This window comes from Embleya sp. NPDC001921 (assembly GCF_053594475.1).
Map to the genome: position 1 here is coordinate 299,565 of NZ_JBSFEO010000007.1, position 23,030 is coordinate 322,594.

The window sequence follows — 23,030 nt, forward strand, 5'->3', positions numbered from 1 at the left end:
CGCGTCGTTTCCGTGCCACCGGTCGTGCGCCGTCCGGAGCGGATCCGACCGCCCGGAGCGGACCGAGGAAAGGCAGTGCAGTGGGTCGGGTCACCTCTCGCCACAAGGTCCTGCGGCTGGGCGGCGACGCCCCGGCCGTCACCCGCACCGACACGCTCGTCGCCGAGGAGCCGCTGGACATCCGGATCGGTGGGCGCACGATCACGGTGACCATGCGCACCCCGGGTGACGACTTCGACCTGGTCGCCGGGTTCCTGGCGGCCGAGGGCGTGATCGGCGCGGCCGGGGACCTGACCGCGATGCGCTATTGCGCGGGCACCGACGAGGAGGGCCACAACACGTACAACGTGGTGGACGCGGTGCTCGCACCGCACGTGCCCGCCCCGGATCCGGGCCTGATGCGCGGGGTGTGGACATCGAGCGCGTGCGGGATCTGCGGCAGCACCGGGATCGACGGGCTGCGCCGGATGTCGCGCTTCGACGTGCGCGCGGACCCGGTTCGGGTGGACGCGGAGGTGCTGTACGCGATGCCCGATCGGCTGCGGGCGGCGCAGAAGGTGTTCGCCAGCACCGGTGGCCTGCACGCGGCGGGCCTGTTCACCGCGGCCGGCGACATGGTGTGCGTGCGCGAGGACGTGGGTCGGCACAACGCGGTGGACAAGGTGGTCGGCTGGGCGCTGCGCGAGGGCCTGCTGCCCCTGGCCGGCCACGTGCTGATGGTCAGCGGGCGGGCCTCGTTCGAGCTGACCCAGAAGGCCGCGATGGCGGGGGTGCCGGTGATGGCCGCGGTGTCCGCCCCGTCCGGACTGGCGGTCGACCTGGCCGCGGACGCGGGGGTGACCCTGGTCGGCTTCCTGCGCGGGCGCTCGGCGAACGTGTACAGCCACCAGGATCGGGTCACGGTGCGCTCGTCCCTGCCGTTGGCCTGATCGCGGGGGCGGTCCCGACCTGGCCCGCCTGATCCCGGGACGGTCCGGGCCCGGCCGGCCGGGTCCTTGCGGCGGTCGCGGTCACCGCGTCGGCACAGGGCCGGCCCCTGCGGCCGCCCCGGGAGCCGGGAAGGCCCGGAAGCCGGGGGCCGGGAAGGCCCGGAAGTCGGGGAGCCGGGCCGGGAAGACCCGGGAGCCGGGGAAGCCGCGCGCCCGTCCTCGCCGTCACTCCGGAAGCGAGGCGCCTCCGGTCAGCGCGACCGCCACCAGCGCGCGCAGCACCGGGGCCAGGCCGGTGACGCTCAGGCTCAGGTCGTCGGCGTAGATCTCGACCAGCCAGCCGCCCGCCGCGTTGCTGCCGCCGGCCGCGACCATCGCCTTGTAGCCGCCGACCAGGAGCAGGTCCTCCTCGGCCGGGTCGGTGCCCGGGTCGCCGAGTTCGGCGACGAAGCTGCCGCCCTGCACCGCGTGCGCCGTGGCCGGATAGTGCGCCAGGTCGTATTCGGCGGTGACCGCGTCGTAGCGCTGCCCCGCCTCGCTCTGCACGCCGGTCAGGCGGTGGATCGAGTAGCGCACGGTGCGCAGCACCCGGCCGCCCGGCGGCAGGTAGGACACCCACCACGCGACCCCGTCCAGCATCCGCGCGAAGGTGTCGGCGACGATTTCCAGCCGGCCCAGCGTGTCCGCGCGGTGCACGCTCTTGGGCTCCCGCTCGTCCAGGACCGCGAGTACCGCCGCGAGCAGCCGGCCCGGTTCGGCGTTGTGCAGCGCGCCGCGGAACCGGCGGCGGTCGCGGTGCGGGCCGGGGCCCTCGGTCTCCGCGTCGTCCTGCGCCTCGCGCGCCAGGGACAGGGTCAGGTCGGGCTGTTGGCCGCGCCCGGCGACCACCGGCCGAGTCGAGCGCGAGCCCTTGGCCCGGTACTGCGCCGCGTCGGCGAGCCGGAACAGGCGGTCCGCGCTGGTCACCGGGCCCACCGGGTCGCCGGTGGAGGCCACGCCGCAGGCCACGCCCTCGCCGTCGTGCATCCGCAGCGCGCGCCGACACAGTTCCTCGGCGACCGCGACCACGTCGTCCGGCGGGTAGCCCTCGGCGAGCACGCAGAACTCGTCGCCGCCGAGCCGGGCCGCCATCGCGCCCGGCAACATCGCGCCGCACGCGGAGAGCTGGTCGGCGAACCGCTCCAGGAGGCGGTCGCCGACGTCGTGGCCGCGCTCGTCGTTGAGCCGCTTGAGACCGTTGACGTCGCAGACGATCAGGCTGACCACGACACCGTCGCGGTAGTGCCGGGCCATCGCCTCGTCCAGCCGGGCGTCGATCGCGCGCCGGTTGGCCAGCCCGGTCAGCGGGTCGGTGAAGGCCAGCTTCTCGATCCGCTCGAAGTGCTCCGCCTGGGCCAGCCCGGCCGAGATCTGCGCGGCGAGCACCCCGGCGAACTCGGCGTCCACCGGCTCGAACCGCGGCTGGTCGGAGCGCCGGGCCAGGTACAGCTCGCCCCACACCCGACCCTCGACCATGATCGGCGCGACCATGCAGTCGTGCCGGCCCCGGCGCAGCATCGCCGCGACCCGCTCGGGGTCGCGCGCGTGCTCGGGATCGTCCACGCAGCGCGACCACGTGGTGGGCCAGGAGCCGGACTCGATGATGTCCGGGAAGTCGGTAACGGGGTACGTCTCCGCGGCCGGCAGCGGTTCCTCGCCCTCGGCGAGTTCGCCGTCGTTGACCAGCACGCGCAGCCGCCCGGTGTCCCGCTCCCAGACCGAGATCGAGGCGTGCGCGGCACCCATCGCCGACCGGGCCTGGGCCGCGGACACCCGGACCACCTCGAGGAAGTGGTGGGTGGTGGCGAGCGTCTTGGCCAGATGGATGATCGCGTGCAGCCTGCGGGCCGCGTCCGGCCCCTCGACCAGGGCGACGGGTTCCGGACACGTGTCGCCGGGCATGCCGGGCAGATCGTCGGGCAGGCCGCCCGAGCCCTCGGTTCCGGGAGCGCTCGAATCGGGTCGCGAAGCTACGGTTCTCACCCCCAATCCACCAGCACCGAGACCAGAGGATATGTCATATATTGCCCGATTAACGGCAACGTGCACCCGCGTCATGCCGCCACCTCGACGGGTCGCTGTTCGCGTGTGTTCCAAGTTGTGGGCCCCGGCCGGCGCCGACGTGGCCGCCGTGCGCCCGCGCGTGAGCCCGGGGGCTCGCTCCGGTGCGAGCGAAGCGCTTGTATACCCCGGCTTCGCGTCCTGCGCACATTACTCCTGTGCCTCGCGCCCGCAACGCCCCGTGTCCGCTCCGTAGCGCAGCAGGGCGCATCGGGGCGCGAGGTTGTGAAGACAACGTGGAGGGGTCCCACGATCTCGGCCGAACGAGTACGGTCGCGGGCACAGCCCGAAGGAGCGACGCGTGCCCACGCTTTCCGTCATCGCCGCGATCGACGTACCGGCCATCCGGATCTGGGAGGCAGTAGGAGACTTCGAGGACCCGTCCGGGTGGTACCCCTGGCCGGTGGACGAGCACGACGGGAACGAACGACGCGTCCGCAGACCCGACGGCTCGACCGTGCGCGAACGACTGGTCTCGCACGACGCGGCACACCACACCTATACCTACCGGGCGCTGGACGGCCTGCCGCTGCTCGGCCGGCTCGCGCTCGAATCGATCGCCGGCGGCACGATGTGCCTGGTGGTGTGGTCGGTGCGGTTCGAGAGCACGCCGGCCGAACAACTCGCGGTGCTGCGCGAGCTCGAACACGCGGTGATGCGGCCGGCGCTGCGCGACCTGCGGGCGGCCTTCGCCTGACCGCGTCGCGAACACCGGGGCGCCGCCGGGCGTCCCGGGCCGGATCCGGGCCTCATCCGACCGCCGGGGCGAGCGGATCGGGCAGCGGGCTTCCCGGCCGGCAGACCGTCCAGGGTTCGACCAGGCCCAGGCCACGCACCGGGCGGCGCCACATCGGGTGCAGTTCGTAGCGGTTGTCACCCTCCAGCGCCGCGGCCAGTTCGCGGTCGACCACCACCGAGTCCTTGGGACTCAGCGCGGTCAACCGGCTGGCCAGGTTGACCGTGGTGCCGAACACGTCGCCCATCCGGGAGAGCACGTGGCCGTACGCGATCCCCACCCGCAGCGCGGGCAGGATCTCCTCCTGTGCCATCGCCTCCACCAGCCGCAGGCCCAGCTCGACCGCGGAGTCCGGCGAGAAGGTCACGAACAGCACCTCGTCGCCCAGCGTCTTGACCAGCCGCCCGCCCTGCTCGGCGATCACGTCGACGGCGGTGTCCTCGAAGGTCTGCACGAGGCGGCCGAGCTCGGCCTCCTCCAGATTGCGCGACAACCGGGTGAAACCGACCAGGTCGGCGAAGCCGACGGCCAGTGACTGGCCCACCGTCTGCGGATCGGTCAAGCCCTGCATCGCCCGCGAGCTGGCCGCGGCCAGGTGTCGCCGCCAGGCGTAGATGACCAGCGGTTCGAGCTCGAGCATCACGTCGCCCGCGGTGGTGACCACCTGCTCGGAGCGGCTGCCGGTGAGCTCGTTGCCGATGTACTCCACCCACGCCTCGGTCTGCCATTCGGCGAACCGGGCCATGGTCTGGCCGACCGAGCGCACGAACTGCGCCGCGACCGTGGCCGGCAGCAGCCCGGACTCGGTCAACTCGCGCAGGTGCTTGAGGGCCGCGACGTCGGCGTCGGTGAACGCGCGGGCCGGGCCGAAGTCGGCGAAGCCCAGGCCCCGCCACAACCTGCGGGCCTCGTCGAGGGGCACTCCGACCAGGTCGGCGACCTGGCCCGAGGTGTATCGCCGGGGTGCGCCCAGGACGACCTGCTCGACGTCGGCGATGGTGTTGTTGACCGCCTCGATGTCGGACAGGTCGGGCAGGGCGTGCTGATCGGCCGCGTCGGCCCCGGCGCCCGCGCCGGGCTCCACGCGGGTCCGTTCCTCGGGCATGTGGCTCCACCGGTGTGCGAAGGATGGTCTCGTCGGAGCCACACTACGTGTCGGGGGTCACAAAGGTTCGGGGTCGGGCGCAGCCGCGTGCTTCCCGCGCTCGGCGGCGGCCCGCCGCACGAGCACGAGCAGCTCGCTCTGCAGCCGCACCACGCGCGGCAGACCGGGCAGTTCGAGCTGATCCCGGTCGCCGACCGGCACCAGCACGAGGGTGCCCGCGCCGAGCAAGCGGTCCACGAACGACTCGTGCTCGATCAGTACGTCCTCCACCCGCGCGAACGGAACCACCCGGATCTCCCGGGTGAGCGTGCCGGTACGCACGGTCAGCCGATCCGCGGCGACCGAGTACAGCGTGCCCAGCCAGGCCAGCCACGGGAGGACGCTCCAGCGGATCAGCGCCGCGAGGCCGGCCAGGAGCACGGCGGGTTGGATCCAGCCGGCGGCGGCGTTCGGCGGGGTCAGCGCGGCGAGGAAGCCGGTGACGGCGACGGTGGCGAACAGGGCGAGGGCGGGGCGGACGAGGTGCATCCAGTGCGGACGCACGACGAAGAGCGTGTCGTCGTCGACCTCGGCTGTGGTTGGGAACACCGGGCCTCCTGATGGGTCACCCACGATTGTGCGGGTCCCCTGGGCGGGGGGCCGGGAGGCGTGCCGAAGGCACGGGTTTCGCGCCCACCCGCCCACCCGTTACGCCGGGTGGAAAGGCTGCGGAAATCGGGCAGGCGCCGGAGCCGATCCCGCCCCGCGGCGCGCGTGCCGGAAAGGGTAAACGCGCGACGCCCGACCGGCCGTGGCGAGGCTGTGGAAATCGGGCAGGGGCCGGAGCGGAGCCCGCCTCGCGGCGCGCGTGGCGGGAAAAGGACGAACGCGCGACCCGCGGCCAAGGTGACAGGCCTGCGGGGGTGTCCGGGCCGCCGCGGCCGGTGTGGGACTTTCCACCCGGCGCGGCGGAGGGGCGGGGGGTCAGTCGGTGGTGGGGCGGACGTGGACCACGTCGCCGGCGCCCACCGCGGTGGGGCCGTCGGTGGTGGTGACCAGGAGCCGGCCGTCGTCGTCGATGCCGGTGGCCGGGCCCTCCAGGGTGCGGTCCGCCGGGAGTTCGACCCGGACCCGGCGCCCGATCGTGGCGCACGCGTCGGTGTAGGCGGCGAGCAGGCCGCTCGTGCGCGCGTCGCCGCCGGCCAGCCGCCAGCGGGTGTACCAGTCCTCCAGCTCGCGCAGGATCGCGCGCAGGATCGGATCCCGGTCGATGCTCTCGGCGCCGGCCAGCAGCAGCGAGGTCGCGGTCGGTACCGGAAGTTCCTCCTCGCGCAGCGAGACGTTCAGCCCGATGCCCAGCACCACGCCCGCGCCGGCCCGCTCGGCCAGGATCCCGGCCAGCTTGCGTTCGCCCACCAGCAGGTCGTTGGGCCACTTCAGCAGCGCCCGCACACCGGCCACCCGGGACACCGCCGCGGCCGCGGCCACCCCGGCCAGCAGCGGCAGCCAGCCCCAGCGCGCGACCGGCACCTCGTTCGGCGCCAGCGTCACCGACACCGCGATGCCCGAGCGCGGCGGCGCGCTCCAGCGCCGGTCCAGCCGGCCCTTCCCGGCCACCTGCGACTCGGCGACCAGTACCAGGCCCTCCGCCTCGTCCGCCCTGCGCGCCAGGTCGACGTTGGTCGATCCGGTCTCGGGCAGCACATCCACCTCGCGCCACAACCCACCCGGTACCAGCAGGGCCCGGCGCAGCGCCGCCTCGTTCAGGGGCGGGCGGTCCAGATCCGTGAAAGGAGAGTCCATCCGATCACCCTAGAAGGCACCGCGGGGCAGGGCGGTGATGCTCGCCGGCGTGGCGCGGCTACGCTACCGATCGCCGCCGTTCGACTTGACAGGAGCCAGCACGATGGACCCAGTACAGGGCGATCCCGACATCCACACCACCGCCGGGAAGCTGGCCGACCTCGAGCGTCGCATCGACGAGGCGGTTCACGCCGGAAGCGCCCGAGCGGTCGAGAAGCAGCACGCCAAGGGCAAGATGACCGCGCGCGAGCGGATCGAGTACCTGCTCGACGAGGGCTCGTTCGTCGAACTCGACGAGTTCGCGCGGCACCGCTCGACCAACTTCGGTCTGGAGGCCAACCGCCCCTACGGCGACGGCGTCGTGACCGGTTCCGGCACGGTCGACGGTCGCCAGGTGTGCGTGTTCTCCCAGGACGTCACCGTGTTCGGGGGCAGCCTGGGCGAGGTGTACGGCGAGAAGATCGTCAAGATCCAGGATCTCGCGATCAAGACCGGCGTCCCGCTGGTGGGCATCAACGAGGGCGGCGGCGCGCGCATCCAGGAGGGCGTCGTCTCGCTCGGCCTGTACGGCGAGATCTTCCGTCGCAACGTGATCGCCTCCGGGGTGATCCCGCAGATCTCGCTGATCATGGGCGCGGCGGCAGGCGGCCACGTGTACTCGCCGGCGCTCACCGACTTCATCGTGATGGTCGACCAGACGTCGCAGATGTTCATCACCGGTCCCGACGTGATCAAGACGGTCACCGGCGAGGACGTCACGATGGAGGACCTCGGCGGCGCGCGCACGCACAACAGCAAGTCCGGCAACGCGCACTACATGGGCGCGGACGAGAAGGACGCCCTGGAGTACGTCAAGGGCCTGCTGTCCTACCTGCCGAGCAACAACCTGGAGGAGGCCCCGTCCTTCGACGAGGCCGCCGACCTGGAGACCACCGACTACGACCGCGAGCTGGACACGCTCATCCCGGACTCGGCGAACCAGCCGTACGACATCCACACGGTGATCGAGCACGTTCTGGACGACGCGGACTTCCTGGAGGTCCAGCCGCTGTTCGCGCCGAACATCGTGGTCGGCTTCGGCCGGGTCGAGGGCCGCTCCGTGGGCATCGTGGCCAACCAGCCGATGCAGTTCGCGGGCACGCTGGACATCGACGCGTCCGAGAAGGCCGCGCGCTTCGTGCGCACCTGCGACGCGTTCAACATCCCGGTGCTGACGTTCGTGGACGTGCCGGGCTTCCTGCCGGGCACCGACCAGGAGTGGAACGGCATCATCCGGCGCGGCGCGAAGCTGATCTACGCGTACGCCGAGGCCACCGTGCCGCTGGTGACGATCATCACCCGCAAGGCGTACGGCGGCGCGTACGACGTGATGGGCTCCAAGCACCTGGGCGCCGACGTCAACCTGGCCTGGCCGACCGCGCAGATCGCGGTGATGGGCGCGCAGGGCGCGGCGAACATCCTGCACCGGCGCACCATCGCCGCCGCCGACGACCCCGAGGCGACCCGCGCGCGGTTGATCCAGGAGTACGAGGACACGCTGTGCAACCCGTACGTGGCCGCCGAACGCGGCTACGTCGACGCGGTGATCCGCCCGTCCTCGACCCGGGCGCACGTGGTCAAGGCGCTGCGCGCGCTGCGCGGCAAGCGCGAGACGCTGCCGCCGAAGAAGCACGGCAACATCCCGCTGTAGTCGGACCACACCGGGTCGGTCCCGCGGCGCCGTGCGCGGCGGGCCGACCCGGTCAGGGCCTGGAGGTCCCCATGATCAAGGTGGTGCGGGGTGAACCCACCCCGGAGGAGTTGGCCGTGATCGTCACCGTGGTGGCGGCCAAGGCGCGCGGCGGCGGCGTCGCGCCCGAGCCGGCGGCGCCCTCGCAGTGGAACGCGCCGGCCCGGCTGGTGCGCCGGCAACTGCGTCCCGGGCCGGGGGCCTGGCGCGCGAGCGCCTGGCCGTCCTGACCGAGCCCACTTCTGCGACGATCGGCAATTCGGTCCATCGGCATATGCGTTGTCGGCCTATCGCACGACCCGACTTGAGTACTCGTACTCAAGATCGCACCGTGCCGAGCGGCCCACGATGGACGCATGCGTGAGCGTGACGAGTTCTCCGAGGAAACCCGGCGCGCCGTGGCCCAGCTTCGGCGCGCCGTGTGGATCCTGCCCGTGGTGGTGATCCTCGGCCTGCTCCTGCTCGGACTGTGACCGGCCGCGATCCGGCGCCCGGTACGTTGGCGGCATGACCGACCGCTCCCCCTCCCGTTCCCTCGTGCTCGCCTCGGCCTCCCCCGCGCGTCTGAAGCTGCTGCGCGACGCCGGGCTCGATCCGAAGGTCGTGGTCAGCGGCGTCGACGAGGACGCGCTCACCGCCGCCTCCCCGCGCGAACTCGCGCTGCTGCTCGCCGAGGCCAAGGCCGACGCGGTCGCCGCCGACCTCGGTGGCGACGAACTGGTCCTGGGCTGCGACTCGGTGCTGGAGTTGGACGGTCGCGCGCTGGGCAAGCCGGTCGACGCCGCCGACGCGCTGGCCCGCTGGCAGGCCATGCGCGGGCGCTCGGGGGTGCTGTTGACCGGGCACTGCGTGATCGACCGCCGCAGCGGCCTGCGGGTGTCCGACGTGGGGGCCACCACGGTGCGGTTCGGCACGCCGTCCGACGACGAGGTCGCCGCGTACGTCGCCACCGGCGAACCGCTGCACGTGGCGGGCGCGTTCACCCTGGACGGGTACGCGTCGCCGTTCGTGGACGGCATCGACGGCGACCCGGGCAATGTGATCGGCCTGTCGCTGCCGCTGCTGCGCCGGCTCCTGGACGGCGTGGGCGTGCGGATCGTCGACCTGTGGACCTGATCGGGCGACGCGGCCCGGGGCGCTTGCGCCCCGGGCGCTGACGCAGCCTCAGGAGCCGGACCCGTCCGGCCGGTTCAGGTCCCGGCGGACCGGGCCGGGGCCCAGGTTGGGCAGCCCGGACGACGGCGGTTGCGGTTGGTACGAGCCGGCGTTGGGCTGCTGCGGCAGATAGGGCTGCGGGGCGGGTTCGGCGTAGGCGTTCGGCGCCCACGGACCGCCGCCGGGCACCGGGGCGCCGACCGGGCCGGATCCGGGCCCACGCCCGGGACCGGGGCGCGGGGGCGGCGTGGGCGTGCCGCGCATCCCGGCCAGGACCGCCAACGGCAGCGCGATCGCCGCGAGCACGAGCAGCGGCAGCGGTACGCCCCCGGGCTTTTTGGTCAGCCACTCCACCCACGCGTAGTCCGCCGACGCGGCCTGCAGCTCCGGCCACACCGGTCCGCACGCCGCGCCCAGCCCGAACCCCGCGATCGCGGCCTCCGGACGCAGCCCGCCGACCACCACGCCGATCGCCGCCGCGCCCGCGCAGCGCACCGCGAGCTGATGCCCGGAGCCGGCCGCCGGTCCGATGAACTCGGCCAGTACCAGGGCGAGTGCGGCCAGGCCGATCGCGTACGACCCCAGCGTGCGGGCCGCGACCGCACCCACGATGCCCGCGACGGCGAGCCCGAGCAGCCACGGCACGTATTCGCCCGGCCCGTCCAGGCCCAGGCCCGGGTTGCCCTCGGTGCGGTCCCAGGCGAACAGCGCGGCCGGGAACGCGGCCAGCCCGACCGCCATCGCCAGCAGCGCGCCCGCCACCGAGCGGATCCCGTCCACCCGGTAGGTCAGCAGCGCGGCGACCAGGCAGCCGGCCAGCGCCACGATCGGCCACAGACCGAGCACCCGGGGCTTGTCGTCGCCCATCACGATGGTCGCGGCGGCCACCCCGACGCCGACCAGCCCGAGCAGGAACACCCCGCCGAAGGCCCCCACTTGGGACTCCTGCCAGCCGCGCCCCGGCGGCACCAGGACCCGACCGGTGGGCAGCAGGATCAGCAGGTAGCCGAACGCGGCGAGCGGCAGCCAGGTCTGCAGACCGGCACCGGACTCCCACATCGGGTCGAGCACGTCCCGCCCGCCGAGCACGAACAACAGCGGCACACCCGCCGCGAGCGTCGCCGCGAACGCGGCGTTCAACGGCGCCTGGTGCCGGGGCACCGCCAGATGGATCCACAACACCACGCCGACCAGCACCTGGACGGCGAAGCCGAACCGCAGCAGGTACACGAAGCCGAGCCAGCGCGCGTCGCCCGAGCCGTCGTAGTGCGCGGCGATCGGGTCGAGCGCGGTGGTCAGCGCGGCGCCGGCCAGGCCGATCACCAGCACGCCGCCGACCGCGCCGCGGCGGTGGGTGAACACGCTGTCGGTGAGCCCGACCCCGCCGATCACCAGCGGCACCGCCCACGGCAACAACACCGCGATCAGGTCCCACACCGACCAGTCGCCGGCGCCCGGGCTCACCGGCGCCGGCGCCGACCCGTACGTGTCCGGGTCCGCGACGGCCGGGGCCGGTGCGGACGGGTCGATGCCGGCCCGGAGCAGTACCAGGGCGGCGGCCGTGCCGAGCACGACCAGCAGCACACCGGGCACCCACTCCAGGGACAGCCGGCCCACCGGTTCGGGGCGCCGCGCGCGGCCCTCCGCGAATCCGGCGCCGGCCTCGTAGGCCTTGCGTACCACTCCGCCGGCCATGGCCGTCTCCCCCGGGTCGTTTTACACGCAGCTTAGGGAAGGACGACACCCGTCCGCTCCCGAAGCGGGAGACGCGGACCCGCCTGTTTCGGATCCGCCGGAAGTCCCTCGACCATCCCTCGGAACATCTGTGCGCCGGCCCCCGCGCGGGCTTGTCGATCGCCGGACATTACCTCGGAGGGAATCGACCGCCCCACCCGGTCTCCAGCACAGTCGTCGATGTCGGCAATCGACCCTGGAGGATCCCATGAGCGCCCAGTCCCTGCACTCGACACTCGCGGCCGCCGGTTCCGGCGAGGACGGCTCCGTCCGCGGCGACACCGGCCTGTTGCGGATCGCGCTTCGGCTCGACGCGATCGCCACCGGCGCGGTGGGCCTGGCCGCGCTGGTCGGCTGCGCCGCCTTCGACGGCGCGCTCGGCCTGTCCACCGCCTTCCTGGCCGGGCTCGGCGCCTTCCTGGTGCTGTACGCGCTCGGCGTCTGGCGGGTGGCCACCCGCGCCACGCCGCATCGCACCGCGGTGCGCGTGGTGATCGGGCTCAACCTGTTGTGGTTCGCGGACAGCGTGCTGACGGCCGTCGCGGGCTGGATGGACCCGACCGGTCTGGGCACCGCGTTGATCGTGCTCCAGGCGATCGCGGTGCTCGGCTTCGCCGATCTCCAGATGTTCGCCCTGCGCAAGGCACGCAAGTCCGTGCGATGACCGTACGCGCAGGAGCCGGCGGGCCGTTTCGGACCTACCGTGCCGAGACCGTGGAACACCGCGTACGGTCTGGTGCCATGAGTTCGGGAAGCGCGAGCGTCGTCACCGAGCGGCCCGCCGGCCGCCCCGCCGGCCGGCGGTCGAGCGGCGAGCTGATCCGCCACTGGCGGCAACACCGACGGTTGAGCCAGTTGGAGTTGTCCGTGGAGGTCGAGGTGTCCACCCGGCACCTGAGCTTCATCGAGACCGGCCGCGCGGTACCCAGCCGGGACATGGTGCTGCGGCTGGCCGAATACCTGGAGGTCCCGCTGCGCGAACGCAATCGCATGCTGCAGGCGGCGGGCCACGCGCCGGTGTACAACGAGAGCCGCCTGGACGCGCCGGAGCTGGACGCGGTGATGGCCGCGATGCGCCAGATCCTGGTCGGGCACGGCCCGTTCCCGGCGGTGATCGTGGACCGGGCGTGGAACATCGTCGACGCGACGCCGAGCATCGCGCTGTTCACCGAGGGCGTCGCCCCCGAGCTGCTCACCGACCCGTTGAACGCCTACCGGGTGAGCCTGCACCCGGAGGGCATGGCGCCGCGGATCGTCAACCTCGCGCAGTGGCGCGCGCACCTGCTGCACCGGCTGCGCCGGCAGGCCGCGATCACCGCGGACCCGCTGGTGCGGGCGCTGTACGACGAGGTGAGCGGCTACCCGGGCGGCGAGCCGCCGAACGCGGCCGGCCCCGGCGCGCCGGCGATCCCGCTGGGCATCCGGTTCGGCGGGGAGGTGCTGTCCTTCGTCAGTACCGTGGCCACGTTCGGCACCGCGGTCGACATCACCGTGGCCGAGATCTCGATCGAGTCGTTCTATCCCGCGGACAAGCGCACCGGGCAGATCCTGCGCGAGTTGCACGGCGACTGACCCCGAACGAGGCGGACCGTCGCCCGGCGGCCGACCGCGGCGGCGGCGCACCCGGGCCCGGGGTTCAGCCGCGAATCCGGTACCCCCACACCTCGGCGGGCTCGGTCGCCGCGTCCGGTTGCCACTCGCCCAGCCGGGCCCAGTCCCAGGAGCGGAACGCGGCGAGCGCGGCGTGGTTGTCCCGGGGCACCCGCACCGCGGCGAACTTCGCGTCGGTGCCCGCGAGCAGCCTCTCCCGCATCCGGCCGGCCAGCCCCCGCCGCCGGTGCTGCGGCACGACCATCAGGTCGACGATCACGAACACCTTTCCGGCCGACGCCAGTTCGGCCACGTCCTCGGGCAGATCGCCGTGGAAGCCGGTCCACCAGCCACTCGTTCGGCGAGGCGGGAAGCCGTACGTGCAACCGGCCGCGCCGGCGCCGTTCGCGACCACCATCTCGAACCCCGGCTGTTGGATGTGCTCGGCATAGCGCCGCAGGAAATCGGGGCGGCCCGGCGGATCCTCGCCGTAGCTCTTGACGTACGTATCCGCGACGGATTCCCGTTGTTGGTCGGCCTGCCAACGGGTCAGCCGGCGCAAGAACACCTCTGCCACCAGTACCTCCTGCCCAGGCATGGGATGCCGTAGACGCTCACATCGTGGCAGCCGGCCCCGCCCGGGGGAAACACCACGGCCCGAATACCCCCGGTCGAGCAACCGCCCCGCACCCGCCCGCGGCCCGCTCCCGGCGATCCGCGGTCCCCACCGCGACCGCGCCCGGCGCCGGATCGACCGCACGTCCACCCCTGTCCCGGCCCGGCCCGCCGTCAGGCGATTCGCGTGTTTCGGCCTCCATCGCCCGTGCGCGCTCGTAGCCTGCGCACGGGAGACGCGAGGAGAGGGCGGATGACGCGAGACGTGCGGGAACCGGGCAACGCGTGGGACATGTGTGCCGAGGGTCACGACGACCACGAGTGGGTGTATCAGTACGGGCCCGACGGACCGACCGGCAATCCATGGGCCAAGGCCTGCAAGCACTGCGGGAAGATGGCCGGGGCGAACGTGCCCGAAAGCGGACTGCTCGGACACGCGTCCGGCGGCGATTGCCTGGGCGGCTGACCCGGCCCGACAATAAACTGAAACACGTTACAGCCGTACCCGAGCGTCGGCGCCGACCTCGTCGGGAGTACGTTGACCCCACCGGCAACGTGGCCGGCAGCTCCACCGATGGCCATGAACGTGGCGGGTAGCCGTACCCATGACGAGGTGGGGCGGCCGAGGGTGCCCGCCTCCGAATCCCTAGACTCTCCGCAGTTGAGGAGGGAGCCAGATCGTGCGCAAGGTACTCATCGCCAACCGTGGGGAAATCGCGGTCCGCGTCGCCCGAGCATGCCGGGATGCCGGTATCGCCAGTGTGGCCGTCTACGCCGAGCCGGACCGGGATGCTCTGCACGTGCGGGTGGCCGACGAGGCCCACGCGCTCGGCGGGAACACTCCGGCCGAGAGTTACCTGGACGTGGCCAAGGTTTTGCGGGCCGCCCAGGACTCGGGCGCGGACGCCATCCACCCCGGATACGGATTCCTGTCGGAGAACGCGGAATTCGCCCAGGCCGTGCTGGACGCCGGCCTCACCTGGATCGGACCGCCGCCGCAGGCGATCCGCGACCTCGGTGACAAGGTGGCCGCCCGACACATCGCCCAGCGGGCCGGCGCGCCCCTGGTCGCCGGCACCCCGGACCCGGTCTCGGGTGCCGAGGAAGTGGTGGAGTTCGCCAGGGCCAACGGCCTGCCGATCGCCATCAAGGCCGCCTTCGGCGGTGGCGGGCGCGGCCTCAAGGTGGCTCGCACCCTCGAAGAGGTCCCCGAGCTGTACGACTCGGCGGTGCGCGAGGCGGTGGCCGCGTTCGGTCGCGGCGAGTGCTTCGTCGAGCGCTACCTGGACAAGCCGCGGCACGTGGAGACCCAGTGCCTGGCCGACACCCACGGCAACGTGGTGGTCGTGTCCACCCGCGACTGCTCGCTCCAGCGCCGGCACCAGAAGCTCGTCGAGGAGGCGCCCGCGCCGTTCCTGTCCGACGAGCAGAACGCCGAGTTGTACCGCGCGTCCAAGGCCATCCTCAAGGAGGCCGGCTACGTCGGCGCCGGGACCTGCGAGTTCCTGGTCGGCCAGGACGGCACCATCTCCTTCCTGGAGGTCAACACCCGCCTCCAGGTCGAGCACCCGGTCACCGAAGAGGTCACCGGCATCGACCTGGTGCGCGAGATGTTCCGGATCGCCGACGGCGAGGTGCTCGGCTACGACGACCCGCCGCTGCGCGGGCACTCGTTCGAGTTCCGGATCAACGGCGAGGACCCGGGGCGCGGCTTCCTGCCCGCTCCCGGCGAGGTCACCACGTGGCTGCCGCCGTCCGGCCCGGGCGTGCGCCTGGACTCGGGCGTCGAGCGGGGTTCGGTGATCGGCCCGGCGTGGGACTCGCTGCTGGCGAAGCTGATCGTCACCGGCCGCGACCGCGAGCAGGCGCTCCAGCGGGCCAAGCGCGCGCTGGACGAGTTCGTCGTGGACGGCATGGCGACCGCGCTCACCTTCCACCGCGAGGTGGTGGTGGACCCGGCGTTCGCGCCCGAGCTCGACGGTTCGACCGACGCGTTCACGGTGCACACCCGGTGGATCGAGACCGAGTTCGAGAACACGATCGCCCCGTTCGGCGGCGCCGCGGACGGTGCCGACGAGGCCGGCGAGCGCGAGACCGTCGTGGTCGAGGTCAACGGTCGGCGGTTCGAGGTCACCCTTCCGGCGGGCCTCGGCGCGTCCGGCGCGGCGGCCCCGGCGGCCGGGAAGAAGGCGCCCAAGCGCGGCGGCGGCAAGAAGGCCGGCGCCGCGGCGAGCGGCGACTCGCTGGCCAGCCCGATGCAGGGCACCATCGTCAAGGTCGCGGTCGAGGAGGGCCAGCAGGTCGCCGAGGGCGAGCTGATCGTGGTCCTCGAGGCGATGAAGATGGAACAGCCGCTCAACGCCCACCGGTCCGGCACGGTCAAGGGCCTGATCGCCGAGGTCGGCGCGACGGTCACGTCCGGCGCGGTGCTCTGCGAGATCAAGGACTGACCCGGGCGGACATCCACCGGGACCACCCACGATCCCGACGCACGCTCCGATCGCCCCCGCCCGACCCGTCGGCGCGGGGGCGGTCGTGCACGCGAACGCCGGAGGGGGTTCGGCTTGGACCACTGGTTCCTGATCGCCACCGCCCTCGCGGCCGGCGGCACCGGAGCCGCACTGGGCGTGCGGTGGTCCGATCGTCGACGTGGCGCCCGGTCCTCGCACCCGCCCTCGCGCACCGCCGCGTCGGCCGAACCGGCCGTCTTCTCGGTCCCGCCCGAGGTGCTCGAGCGGGCGCGGTCCGCGTCGATCGCGTGGCTGCGCGAAGACGTGATCGAACGGCTCGCCGAATTGACCCGGTGCACGCAGGCGCTCGTACCGGCCGAGCGACCGGCCGCGTTGGCGGCGCAACTGCGGGCCCTGGACGCGGGCGAGGCGGCTTCGTGGGTGTTGCGGGACGCCGACGATCTCCCCGATCTCGCGGGCGCGTGGTTGTTGGTGTGGCACGGAGTCCGGGCACTGGAAGTGGCCGCGGCGGCCGATTCCGCGGCCGAGGGCGGCCCGGATCATCGGTTCGAGGTGTCGGTGTGTCTGTTCAATCCGTTGCACGGCGCCGCGCACGCCACGATGCGGTGGGCGATGCGAGGACTGGCCGCGCCGGTACCGGCGTGTGGGGCGTGTCTGGTCGCCGGGAGCGAGCACACGATGCCGGACATCCTCACCGCGCGGGTCGCCGACGGGGCGTACCTGCCCTACTACGAGGTCCCGGCGGAACGGAGCGTGTGGTCGGCGACGGGGTTCGGTGCCTTCGGCGGGGACCTGGTCGAACAGGTGCGGCGCGCGTTGCCCGGGGGGCGCCGGGCGATCGGCGGGTGACACCTGGCGGCAAGGTCCTGCTCACTGGTCGGGCATCACCCCCGGGACGCGCATGTCGCGCATCCGCTCCCCGTTGAATTCCGCGCGGGCGCCGGGGACGGCTCGCTGCGGGAGGGGGGCGATGTGCACCTGTGCGCCCAGCTCGGCCAGGGCCTCGCTCTCCGGACCGGGAGCGTCCTCGTCGGTGACGAGGTGGGTGATCCGCTCGGGGGCCACCGTCTGGAACATGGTGTCCACACCGATCTTGGTGTGGTCGACCATGACGACGACCTCGTGGGCGGCCTGGATCAGGGCGCGGTCCACACTCGCGGACAGCATGTTGGGGGTGGACAGGCCACGCTCGGCGGTGAGCCCGTTGCCGGACACGAACGCGCGGCGCACGCGCAGACCCGCGAGGGCCTGTTCGGCTCCGCTGCCCACCAGCGCGTAGGACGACCCGCGCAGCGTGCCGCCGGTCATCACGACCTCGACCCGATTGGCGTGGGCGAGGACCTGCGCGACGAGAAGGGAGTTGGTGACCACGGTCAGGCCCGGGATCCGGGCCAGCCTGCGGGCCAGCTCCTGCGTGGTGGTGCCGGCGCCCACGACGATCGCGTCCCCCTCGTCGACGAGGGAGACCGCGAGGTCGGCCATGGCCGCCTTCTCCGCCGCCGCGAGGTGGGTCTTCTGCGAATAGCTCGGCTCACGGGACAGCCCACCGGGCAGCACCGCTCCACCGTGCCGACGGTCGAGCAGCCCTTCGGCTTCCAGGGCCCGCACGTCCCGCCGAACCGTCACCTCGGACGTCTGGACCACCCGGGCGAGTTCCCGAAGGGACACCGCTCCGTTGGCCCGCACCATTTCAAGAATCAGTTGACGACGCTCTGCTGCGAACACGTGACGAAGGTAACGCGAACGACCGGCTCTTATCAGCCGCTTGCGACTCTTACCCGAACTTGTTCACCAAAGTGATAAGACCGCTTCGGTTTCCGGGCGCAGCGAAGCCGCAGCGTTCGCGAGGGCCAACCATAACGCTGCTCACCGGGAGGCGGATAGCACTGCCGTACACAGATTTTGATTCCGCGTCAGCCGGACTCGACGGACACCGAAACACACCGCGAGGCGGCGATCACACCCGGTCCGATTCGAGTATGCGCGGCGGCCCCGAAGGACAGCGGATGTTCGAGAAAAGCCACCCGTAAGTGGAGTGCACAGGGGCGCGGAATCCGAATTACGCGCGCCCCTCGCGCGCCGGAGCCACCCGGCCCGGGCTGCGATGATCTTGACATCGGTGCCGCCCGGGGTGTCCCGCGCCGATAGGGATCGACCCGACACCCCGGGATCCACCCGGCGGATTCGGCCGCGGGTCAGGAACGCTCGCGCCGGTGCAATTGCCGGGCGGCTTCCGCGATCGAACCCGAAAGCGACGGGTAGACGGTGAATCCGCTGGCGATCTGGTCGACCGTCAGGTGCAGGTCCACCGCGAGCGCGACGGTGTGGATCAACTCGCTCGCGCGCGGCGCCACGATCACACCACCGACCACGATGCCGGTGCCCGGCCGACAGAACAGCTTCACGAAGCCGTCGTGAATGCCCTGCATCTTGGCCCGCGGGTTGCGCGACAGCGGCAGCTTGACACCGCGCGCGTCGATCTCGCCCGCGTCGATCGCGGCCTGGGTATATCCGACCGTGGCGATCTCGGGGTCGGTGAACACGTTCGAGGACACGGCCTTGAGGTTCAGCGGGGCCACCGCGTCGCCGAGCATGTGGTACATCGCGATCCGGCCCTGCATCGCCGCCACCGACGCGAGCGCGAACACGCCGGTGCAGTCGCCCGCCGAGTACACCCCGTTCGCGGTGGTGCGCGAGACCCGGTCCACCCGCACGTGTCCGGTGTCCTTGAGGAAGACGCCGGCCTCCTCCAGCCCGATGCCCGCGGTGTTCGGGATCGCGCCGACCGCGACCAGGCAGTGGCTGCCCTCGATGATCTGACCGTCGGTCAGGGTGACGATGACGCTGTCCCCGTCCCGCTTGACGCTCTCCGCGCGCGAGCGCGACATGACCCGCATCCCGCGCCGCCGGAAGACGCCTTCGAGCACCTCGGCCGCGTCCGGGTCCTCGCCCGGGAGCACCCGGTCGCGGCTGGAGACCAGGGTCACCTTGGAGCCGAGCGCCTGGTACGCGCCGGCGAACTCGGCGCCGGTGACCCCGGAGCCGACCACGATCAGCTCGCGCGGCAGCTCGGACAGGCCGTACATCTGTTTCCAGTTCAGGATCCGCTCGCCGTCCGGCTCCGCGCCCGGGATCTCGCGCGGGTGGGCGCCGGTGGAGATCAGGATGGCGTCCGCGTCGAGCGTGCGCTCGGAGCCGTCGGCGAGGTCGGCCACCACGCGGCGCGGCCCGTCCAGCCGGGCGGTGCCGCGCAGCACCCGCACGCCGGCGCGGGTGACACTCTGCGCGATGTCGTTGGACTGGGCCTTGGCCAGTTGCAGCACGCGCCGGTTGACCACGCCCAGGTCCACGCCCACGATCGGGCGATCCAGCGTGCCCGGGGTGCCGTCGTCGACGTAGATGCCGAGCTCGTGGTGCGAGTCGGCGAAGTTCGTCATGACCTCGGCCGTGGCGATCAGGGTCTTGGACGGGACACAGTCCGTCAGTACCGCCGCACCCCCCACGCCTTCGCGCTCTACCACCGTCACCTCGGCTCCGAGCTGTGCCGCGACCAAAGCCGCCTCGTACCCGCCGGGTCCTCCGCCTACGATCACAATCCGAGTCACGGGTGTCATTCTCTCCCATGACCGCGCGTCGCGTAGGCTGCGGCCATGCCCCTCTACGCCGCGTACGCAAGCAACCTCGACGCGCGGCAGATGGCCCGGCGTGCCCCGCACTCCCCTCTGCGCCACACCGGTTGGCTGCCCGGCTGGCGGCTGACCTTCGGCGGCGAGCAGTTGGGCTGGGACGGATCGCTGGCCACGGTCGTCGAGGACGAGTTGTCCCAGGTATTCGTCGCCTTGTACGACCTGGCCGAGATGGACGAGCCCGACCTCGACCGGTGGGAGGGCATGCCGCTGGGCCTGTACCGCAAGGTCCGGGTCCGGGTGGAGTCCCTGTTCGGCGAGCAGGTCGCGTGGCTGTACGTGCTCAACGACTACGAGGGCGGCCTGCCCTCGGCGCGCTACCTCGGCATGGTCGCCGAGTCGGCCGAGTCCGCCGGCGCCCCCGACGACTACGTCAAGGAACTCCGCAACCGCCCCTGCACCTAGGGCGTGCCCTGGCCCGCGTCGCACCCGGCCGGCCCGAGGACCGAACCGGCCGGCCGACCGGGCCGCGGGCAGCGCTCGGGCGGCCGACCCCACGTGTGTACACCCGCCGCGTCGAGGTCTCGCGCGTCCGCGTGGCGGCCCACACGAACCCGGTCCACCCGCTCATCTGAACGGACGTATCACCACCGAACCGCACCAATCGTCCCTCGCTGTCATTGCGGTCGTATCACAGTCCTCTACGCGCATAGACCCCGCCCGCGCCCTTTGCGGGTACAGCATTTACGCTCATCGATGTGAACGTATTGGATAGCCACGACCCGTACACGGCCGCCGCCGAGGCCGCCGAAAGCCTTCAGCGGCTCACCGGTGCCGCGACGCACGACATCGCGCTCGTCATGGGCTCTGGCTGGGTGCCCGCCGCCGACATGCTGGGCGACCCGGAGCACGAGTTCCCGGTCACCGCACTGCCCGGCTTCCCGCCGCCCGCCGTCGAGGGCCACGCCGGCACCGTCCGCTCGCTGGTCATCGGCGACCGCCGCGCGCTGGTCTTCCTCGGCCGCACCCACCTCTACGAGGGGCACGGCGTCGCGGCCGTCGCGCACGGCGTGCGCACCGCGGTCGCGGCCGGCTGCAAGGCCGTCGTACTGACCAACGGCTGCGGCGGCCTGCGCCCGTCCTTCGTGCCCGGTCAGCCGGTGCTGATCAGCGACCACATCAACCTGACCGCCGCGTCGCCCATCGTCGGGGCCAACTTCGTCGACCTGACCGACCTTTATTCTCCGCGGCTACGCGCGTTGTGTCGCGAGGTCGAGCCCGACCTCGAAGAGGGCGTGTACGTGCAGTTCCCCGGCCCGCACTACGAGACCCCGGCCGAGATCGGCATGGTCCGCGCGATCGGCGGGCACCTCGTCGGCATGTCCACGACCATCGAGGCGATCGCCGCGCGCGAGGCCGGCGCCGAGATCCTGGGCATCTCGCTGGTCACCAACCTCGCCGCGGGCATGACCGGCGAGCCGCTCAACCACGAAGAGGTCCTGGCCGCCGGACGCGCGTCCGCCGAGCGCATGGGCCGCCTGCTGACCCAGGTGTTGCCGCGCATCTGAGCGCGCGCGGCACCCTTCCCGTCCTCTTTGATCCTTTCCGCACCGAGGAGTCCGTGTTGAGCGACGTCATCGAGATCGCACGCGCCTGGCTGGCCGAGGACCCGGACCCGGACACCCGGGCCGAGCTCGAGGCGTTGCTCGAGGCGGACGATCGGGAGGGCCTCGCGGATCGCTTCGCCGGGTTGCTCCAGTTCGGCACCGCGGGGCTGCGCGGCGAATTGGGCGCCGGGCCGAACCGGATGAACCGCGCGGTGGTGATCCGCGCGGCGGCGGGTCTGGCCGCGTACCTCAAGACCGCGTACGTCACCGACACCGCCGCGCCCGCCGCGACCCGCAACGCGGTGGTGATCGGGTTCGACGCGCGGCACAAGTCCGACGTGTTCGCCCGGGACACCGCCGCCGTCATGGAGGCGGCCGGGCTGCACGCGCTGCTGCTGCCCCGCCCGCTGCCCACGCCGGTGCTGGCCTACGCGATCCGGCACCTGGGCTGCGTCGCGGGGGTGATGGTCACCGCGAGCCACAACCCGCCGCGCGACAACGGCTACAAGGTCTACCTCGGCGACGGGTCGCAGATCGTGCCGCCCGCCGACGCGGAGATCGCCGGCCACATCGCGGCGGTCCGTTCCCTGGCCGACGTGCCGATGGCCGAGGACGGCTGGGAGACGCTCGGCGAGGCGCTGATCGACTCCTACCTCGACCGCGCCGTGACCGTCCTCGACCCGGCCGGGCCGCGCGACGTGCGGATCGTGCACACCGCGATGCACGGCGTGGGCTCCACCGTGATGCTCGGCGCGTTCGACCGCGCGGGCTTCGCCGACGTTCGACCGGTGCCCGAACAGGCGGACCCGGACCCGGACTTCCCGACCGTGGCCTTCCCGAACCCGGAGGAGCCCGGGGCGATGGACCTCGCGTTCCGCACCGCGCTCGCCGAGGACGCGGACGTGGTGATCGCCAACGACCCGGACGCCGACCGGTGCGCGGTCGCGGTACCGGACCCCGCGGTCGCGGGCGGCTGGCGGATGTTGCGCGGCGACGAGGTCGGCGCGCTGCTCGGCGACGAGGTGGCCCGCCGGGGCACCGACGGCGTACTGGCCACCACGATCGTGTCCTCCTCACTGCTGGGCGCGATCGCCCGCGCGAACGGCATCGCCCACACCGAGACGCTGACCGGCTTCAAGTGGCTCGCCCGCGTGCCGGACCTGGCGTTCGCGTACGAGGAGGCGCTGGGCTACTGCGTGGACCCGGCCGGGGTGTGCGACAAGGACGGCGTCACCGCCGCGCTGATGCTGGCCGAACTCGCGGCCCGCGCCAAGCGGGACGGCCGCACGCTGCCCGACCTGCTGGACGCCGTCGCGACCCGGTACGGGCTGTACGCGACCGACCAGTACTCGGTGCGGGTGGACCGCCTCGAACCGATCGCGGACGCGATGCGGGCGCTGCGCGAGCGGGCCCCGCGCACGCTCGGCGAGTTGGCCGTGACGAGCGCCGAGGACCTGCTGCACCCGCCGGCCGACGGCCTGCCGCCCACCGACGGCCTGCGCTACACGCTGGCCGGCGACGGCACGGACCTGCTCGCGGGCCGTGTCGTGGTGCGTCCCTCCGGGACCGAACCCAAGCTCAAGGCCTACCTGGAGGTCGTGGTCGACCCGAAGCGGATCGCCGAGGTCGGCGTCGACGGCGCACGCGCGGCGGCGCACGCGGCGTTGGAGCGACTGAAGCGGGACTTGGCCGCGACGCTGGGCATGTAGGACGCCTCCCGGCCGACACCGGCCGGTGGGCGAGTGGGGCGGGGCGGTCGAGTCGAATCGTAGATGATGTTCCCGGCCTCGCACGGCGCCAACGGCTTGTCCGCATTGGGGAACCGGATGTTCACCATCTCCAGGCCGTCGG

The 23,030-nt window shown here is 72.8% G+C and carries 22 protein-coding genes; 14 read left to right on the forward strand and 8 right to left on the reverse strand.

All coding sequences use genetic code 11. From position 1 onward, the window contains the following. The first annotated feature begins 80 nt into the window (after positions 1-80). Positions 81-929 carry a formate dehydrogenase accessory sulfurtransferase FdhD gene (fdhD, locus tag ACWCPW_RS11435; protein WP_449761318.1) on the forward strand — a complete coding sequence of 283 codons (849 nt, stop codon included), beginning with the start codon at positions 81-83 and terminating at the stop codon, positions 927-929. A 225-nt stretch (positions 930-1,154) separates the two neighbouring features. On the opposite strand, the gene ACWCPW_RS11440 is transcribed toward fdhD, so the two are convergent. Then, positions 1,155-2,951 carry a sensor domain-containing diguanylate cyclase gene (locus tag ACWCPW_RS11440; RefSeq protein ID WP_449761319.1) on the reverse strand — a complete coding sequence of 599 codons (1,797 nt, stop codon included), beginning with the start codon at positions 2,949-2,951 and terminating at the stop codon, positions 1,155-1,157. A gap of 379 nt (positions 2,952-3,330) precedes the next feature. On the opposite strand from ACWCPW_RS11440, the gene ACWCPW_RS11445 reads away from it, so the two are divergent. Next, on the forward strand, positions 3,331-3,726 hold the full coding sequence (locus tag ACWCPW_RS11445) for an SRPBCC family protein (RefSeq protein ID WP_449761320.1): 396 nt from the start codon (positions 3,331-3,333) through the stop codon (positions 3,724-3,726). Positions 3,727-3,778: 52 nt separating this feature from the next. Here ACWCPW_RS11445 and ACWCPW_RS11450 read toward each other — a convergent pair whose 3' ends face one another. The 3 genes from ACWCPW_RS11450 to ACWCPW_RS11460 form a co-directional block, all read right to left on the reverse strand. Next, complete coding sequence (locus ACWCPW_RS11450; RefSeq protein WP_449761321.1) at positions 3,779-4,870, reverse strand: adenylate/guanylate cyclase domain-containing protein; 1,092 nt, start codon at positions 4,868-4,870, stop codon at positions 3,779-3,781. A gap of 57 nt (positions 4,871-4,927) precedes the next feature. Next, entirely contained in the window at positions 4,928-5,458 is a 531-nt protein-coding gene (locus ACWCPW_RS11455; RefSeq protein ID WP_449761322.1) for a PH domain-containing protein, read from the reverse strand. 375 nt (positions 5,459-5,833) lie between these two features. Then, positions 5,834-6,652 (reverse strand): biotin--[acetyl-CoA-carboxylase] ligase, encoded by an 819-nt coding sequence (locus ACWCPW_RS11460; protein ID WP_449761323.1) that lies wholly within the window; start codon positions 6,650-6,652, stop codon positions 5,834-5,836. A gap of 103 nt (positions 6,653-6,755) precedes the next feature. Between ACWCPW_RS11460 and ACWCPW_RS11465 the strand changes: the two genes are divergently transcribed. From ACWCPW_RS11465 to ACWCPW_RS11480, 4 genes are all read left to right on the forward strand, one after another. Further along, positions 6,756-8,342, forward strand: coding sequence for an acyl-CoA carboxylase subunit beta (locus ACWCPW_RS11465; protein WP_449761324.1), 1,587 nt, complete (start codon positions 6,756-6,758; stop codon positions 8,340-8,342). Positions 8,343-8,413: 71 nt separating this feature from the next. Then, entirely contained in the window at positions 8,414-8,611 is a 198-nt protein-coding gene (locus tag ACWCPW_RS11470; protein ID WP_395866391.1) for an acyl-CoA carboxylase subunit epsilon, read from the forward strand. Between the two features lie 126 nt (positions 8,612-8,737). After that, the gene (gene mmpB / locus ACWCPW_RS11475; RefSeq protein ID WP_395866393.1) at positions 8,738-8,854 is read left to right on the forward strand and encodes a morphogenic membrane protein MmpB; all 117 of its coding nucleotides are present in this window, start codon (positions 8,738-8,740) and stop codon (positions 8,852-8,854) included. A gap of 34 nt (positions 8,855-8,888) precedes the next feature. Further along, the gene (locus tag ACWCPW_RS11480; RefSeq protein WP_449761325.1) at positions 8,889-9,497 is read left to right on the forward strand and encodes a Maf family protein; all 609 of its coding nucleotides are present in this window, start codon (positions 8,889-8,891) and stop codon (positions 9,495-9,497) included. A gap of 48 nt (positions 9,498-9,545) precedes the next feature. Here the strand turns inward: ACWCPW_RS11480 and ACWCPW_RS11485 are convergent, their stop codons facing one another. Next, positions 9,546-11,231, reverse strand: a complete 1,686-nt coding sequence (locus tag ACWCPW_RS11485; RefSeq protein ID WP_449761326.1) for a hypothetical protein — start codon at positions 11,229-11,231, stop codon at positions 9,546-9,548. Positions 11,232-11,478: 247 nt separating this feature from the next. Here ACWCPW_RS11485 and ACWCPW_RS11490 point away from each other — a divergent pair, with 247 nt between their 5' ends. Both ACWCPW_RS11490 and ACWCPW_RS11495 read left to right on the forward strand, forming a co-directional pair. After that, entirely contained in the window at positions 11,479-11,934 is a 456-nt protein-coding gene (locus ACWCPW_RS11490; protein WP_449761327.1) for a hypothetical protein, read from the forward strand. 77 nt (positions 11,935-12,011) lie between these two features. Continuing rightward, positions 12,012-12,842 (forward strand): helix-turn-helix transcriptional regulator, encoded by an 831-nt coding sequence (locus ACWCPW_RS11495; RefSeq protein ID WP_449761328.1) that lies wholly within the window; start codon positions 12,012-12,014, stop codon positions 12,840-12,842. A 64-nt stretch (positions 12,843-12,906) separates the two neighbouring features. Here ACWCPW_RS11495 and ACWCPW_RS11500 read toward each other — a convergent pair whose 3' ends face one another. Further along, positions 12,907-13,437: a GNAT family N-acetyltransferase gene (locus ACWCPW_RS11500; RefSeq protein WP_449761329.1), complete on the reverse strand. Its 531-nt coding sequence runs from the start codon at positions 13,435-13,437 to the stop codon at positions 12,907-12,909. Positions 13,438-13,728: 291 nt separating this feature from the next. Between ACWCPW_RS11500 and ACWCPW_RS11505 the strand changes: the two genes are divergently transcribed. The 3 genes from ACWCPW_RS11505 (at position 13,729) to ACWCPW_RS11515 (ending at position 16,795) form a co-directional block, all read left to right on the forward strand. Next, complete coding sequence (locus tag ACWCPW_RS11505; RefSeq protein WP_395866405.1) at positions 13,729-13,941, forward strand: hypothetical protein; 213 nt, start codon at positions 13,729-13,731, stop codon at positions 13,939-13,941. Positions 13,942-14,155: 214 nt separating this feature from the next. Continuing rightward, on the forward strand, positions 14,156-15,925 hold the full coding sequence (locus tag ACWCPW_RS11510) for an acetyl/propionyl/methylcrotonyl-CoA carboxylase subunit alpha (protein ID WP_449761330.1): 1,770 nt from the start codon (positions 14,156-14,158) through the stop codon (positions 15,923-15,925). A gap of 114 nt (positions 15,926-16,039) precedes the next feature. Continuing rightward, positions 16,040-16,795, forward strand: coding sequence for a hypothetical protein (locus tag ACWCPW_RS11515; RefSeq protein WP_449761331.1), 756 nt, complete (start codon positions 16,040-16,042; stop codon positions 16,793-16,795). 21 nt (positions 16,796-16,816) lie between these two features. Here ACWCPW_RS11515 and ACWCPW_RS11520 read toward each other — a convergent pair whose 3' ends face one another. Further along, entirely contained in the window at positions 16,817-17,635 is an 819-nt protein-coding gene (locus ACWCPW_RS11520) for a DeoR/GlpR family DNA-binding transcription regulator (protein WP_020552647.1), read from the reverse strand. Between the two features lie 506 nt (positions 17,636-18,141). Further along, positions 18,142-19,560, reverse strand: coding sequence for an NAD(P)H-quinone dehydrogenase (locus ACWCPW_RS11525; RefSeq protein ID WP_449761332.1), 1,419 nt, complete (start codon positions 19,558-19,560; stop codon positions 18,142-18,144). A gap of 36 nt (positions 19,561-19,596) precedes the next feature. On the opposite strand from ACWCPW_RS11525, the gene ACWCPW_RS11530 reads away from it, so the two are divergent. The 3 genes from ACWCPW_RS11530 (at position 19,597) to ACWCPW_RS11540 (ending at position 22,888) form a co-directional block, all read left to right on the forward strand. Continuing rightward, entirely contained in the window at positions 19,597-20,037 is a 441-nt protein-coding gene (locus ACWCPW_RS11530) for a gamma-glutamylcyclotransferase (RefSeq protein ID WP_395866415.1), read from the forward strand. A 293-nt stretch (positions 20,038-20,330) separates the two neighbouring features. Then, complete coding sequence (locus ACWCPW_RS11535) at positions 20,331-21,140, forward strand: purine-nucleoside phosphorylase (RefSeq protein WP_449761333.1); 810 nt, start codon at positions 20,331-20,333, stop codon at positions 21,138-21,140. A gap of 53 nt (positions 21,141-21,193) precedes the next feature. After that, positions 21,194-22,888 (forward strand): phospho-sugar mutase, encoded by a 1,695-nt coding sequence (locus ACWCPW_RS11540; protein ID WP_449761334.1) that lies wholly within the window; start codon positions 21,194-21,196, stop codon positions 22,886-22,888. Positions 22,889-23,030: the final 142 nt, after the last annotated feature.

What these genes read in the sequence shown, in the direction of transcription:
- mmpB (WP_395866393.1), top strand. Translation starts at nt 8,738, where the DNA reads ATGCGTGAGCGTGACGAGTTCTCCGAGGAAACCCGGCGCGCCGTGGCC.
- ACWCPW_RS11470 (WP_395866391.1), top strand. Translation starts at nt 8,414, where the DNA reads ATGATCAAGGTGGTGCGGGGTGAACCCACCCCGGAGGAGTTGGCCGTG.
- ACWCPW_RS11495 (WP_449761328.1), top strand. Translation starts at nt 12,012, where the DNA reads ATGAGTTCGGGAAGCGCGAGCGTCGTCACCGAGCGGCCCGCCGGCCGC.
- ACWCPW_RS11460 (WP_449761323.1), bottom strand. Translation starts at nt 6,652, where the DNA reads ATGGACTCTCCTTTCACGGATCTGGACCGCCCGCCCCTGAACGAGGCG.
- ACWCPW_RS11525 (WP_449761332.1), bottom strand. Translation starts at nt 19,560, where the DNA reads ATGACACCCGTGACTCGGATTGTGATCGTAGGCGGAGGACCCGGCGGG.
- ACWCPW_RS11465 (WP_449761324.1), top strand. Translation starts at nt 6,756, where the DNA reads ATGGACCCAGTACAGGGCGATCCCGACATCCACACCACCGCCGGGAAG.
- ACWCPW_RS11450 (WP_449761321.1), bottom strand. Translation starts at nt 4,870, where the DNA reads ATGCCCGAGGAACGGACCCGCGTGGAGCCCGGCGCGGGCGCCGGGGCC.
- ACWCPW_RS11530 (WP_395866415.1), top strand. Translation starts at nt 19,597, where the DNA reads ATGCCCCTCTACGCCGCGTACGCAAGCAACCTCGACGCGCGGCAGATG.
- ACWCPW_RS11490 (WP_449761327.1), top strand. Translation starts at nt 11,479, where the DNA reads ATGAGCGCCCAGTCCCTGCACTCGACACTCGCGGCCGCCGGTTCCGGC.
- ACWCPW_RS11480 (WP_449761325.1), top strand. Translation starts at nt 8,889, where the DNA reads ATGACCGACCGCTCCCCCTCCCGTTCCCTCGTGCTCGCCTCGGCCTCC.
- ACWCPW_RS11505 (WP_395866405.1), top strand. Translation starts at nt 13,729, where the DNA reads ATGACGCGAGACGTGCGGGAACCGGGCAACGCGTGGGACATGTGTGCC.
- ACWCPW_RS11485 (WP_449761326.1), bottom strand. Translation starts at nt 11,231, where the DNA reads ATGGCCGGCGGAGTGGTACGCAAGGCCTACGAGGCCGGCGCCGGATTC.
- ACWCPW_RS11520 (WP_020552647.1), bottom strand. Translation starts at nt 17,635, where the DNA reads ATGGTGCGGGCCAACGGAGCGGTGTCCCTTCGGGAACTCGCCCGGGTG.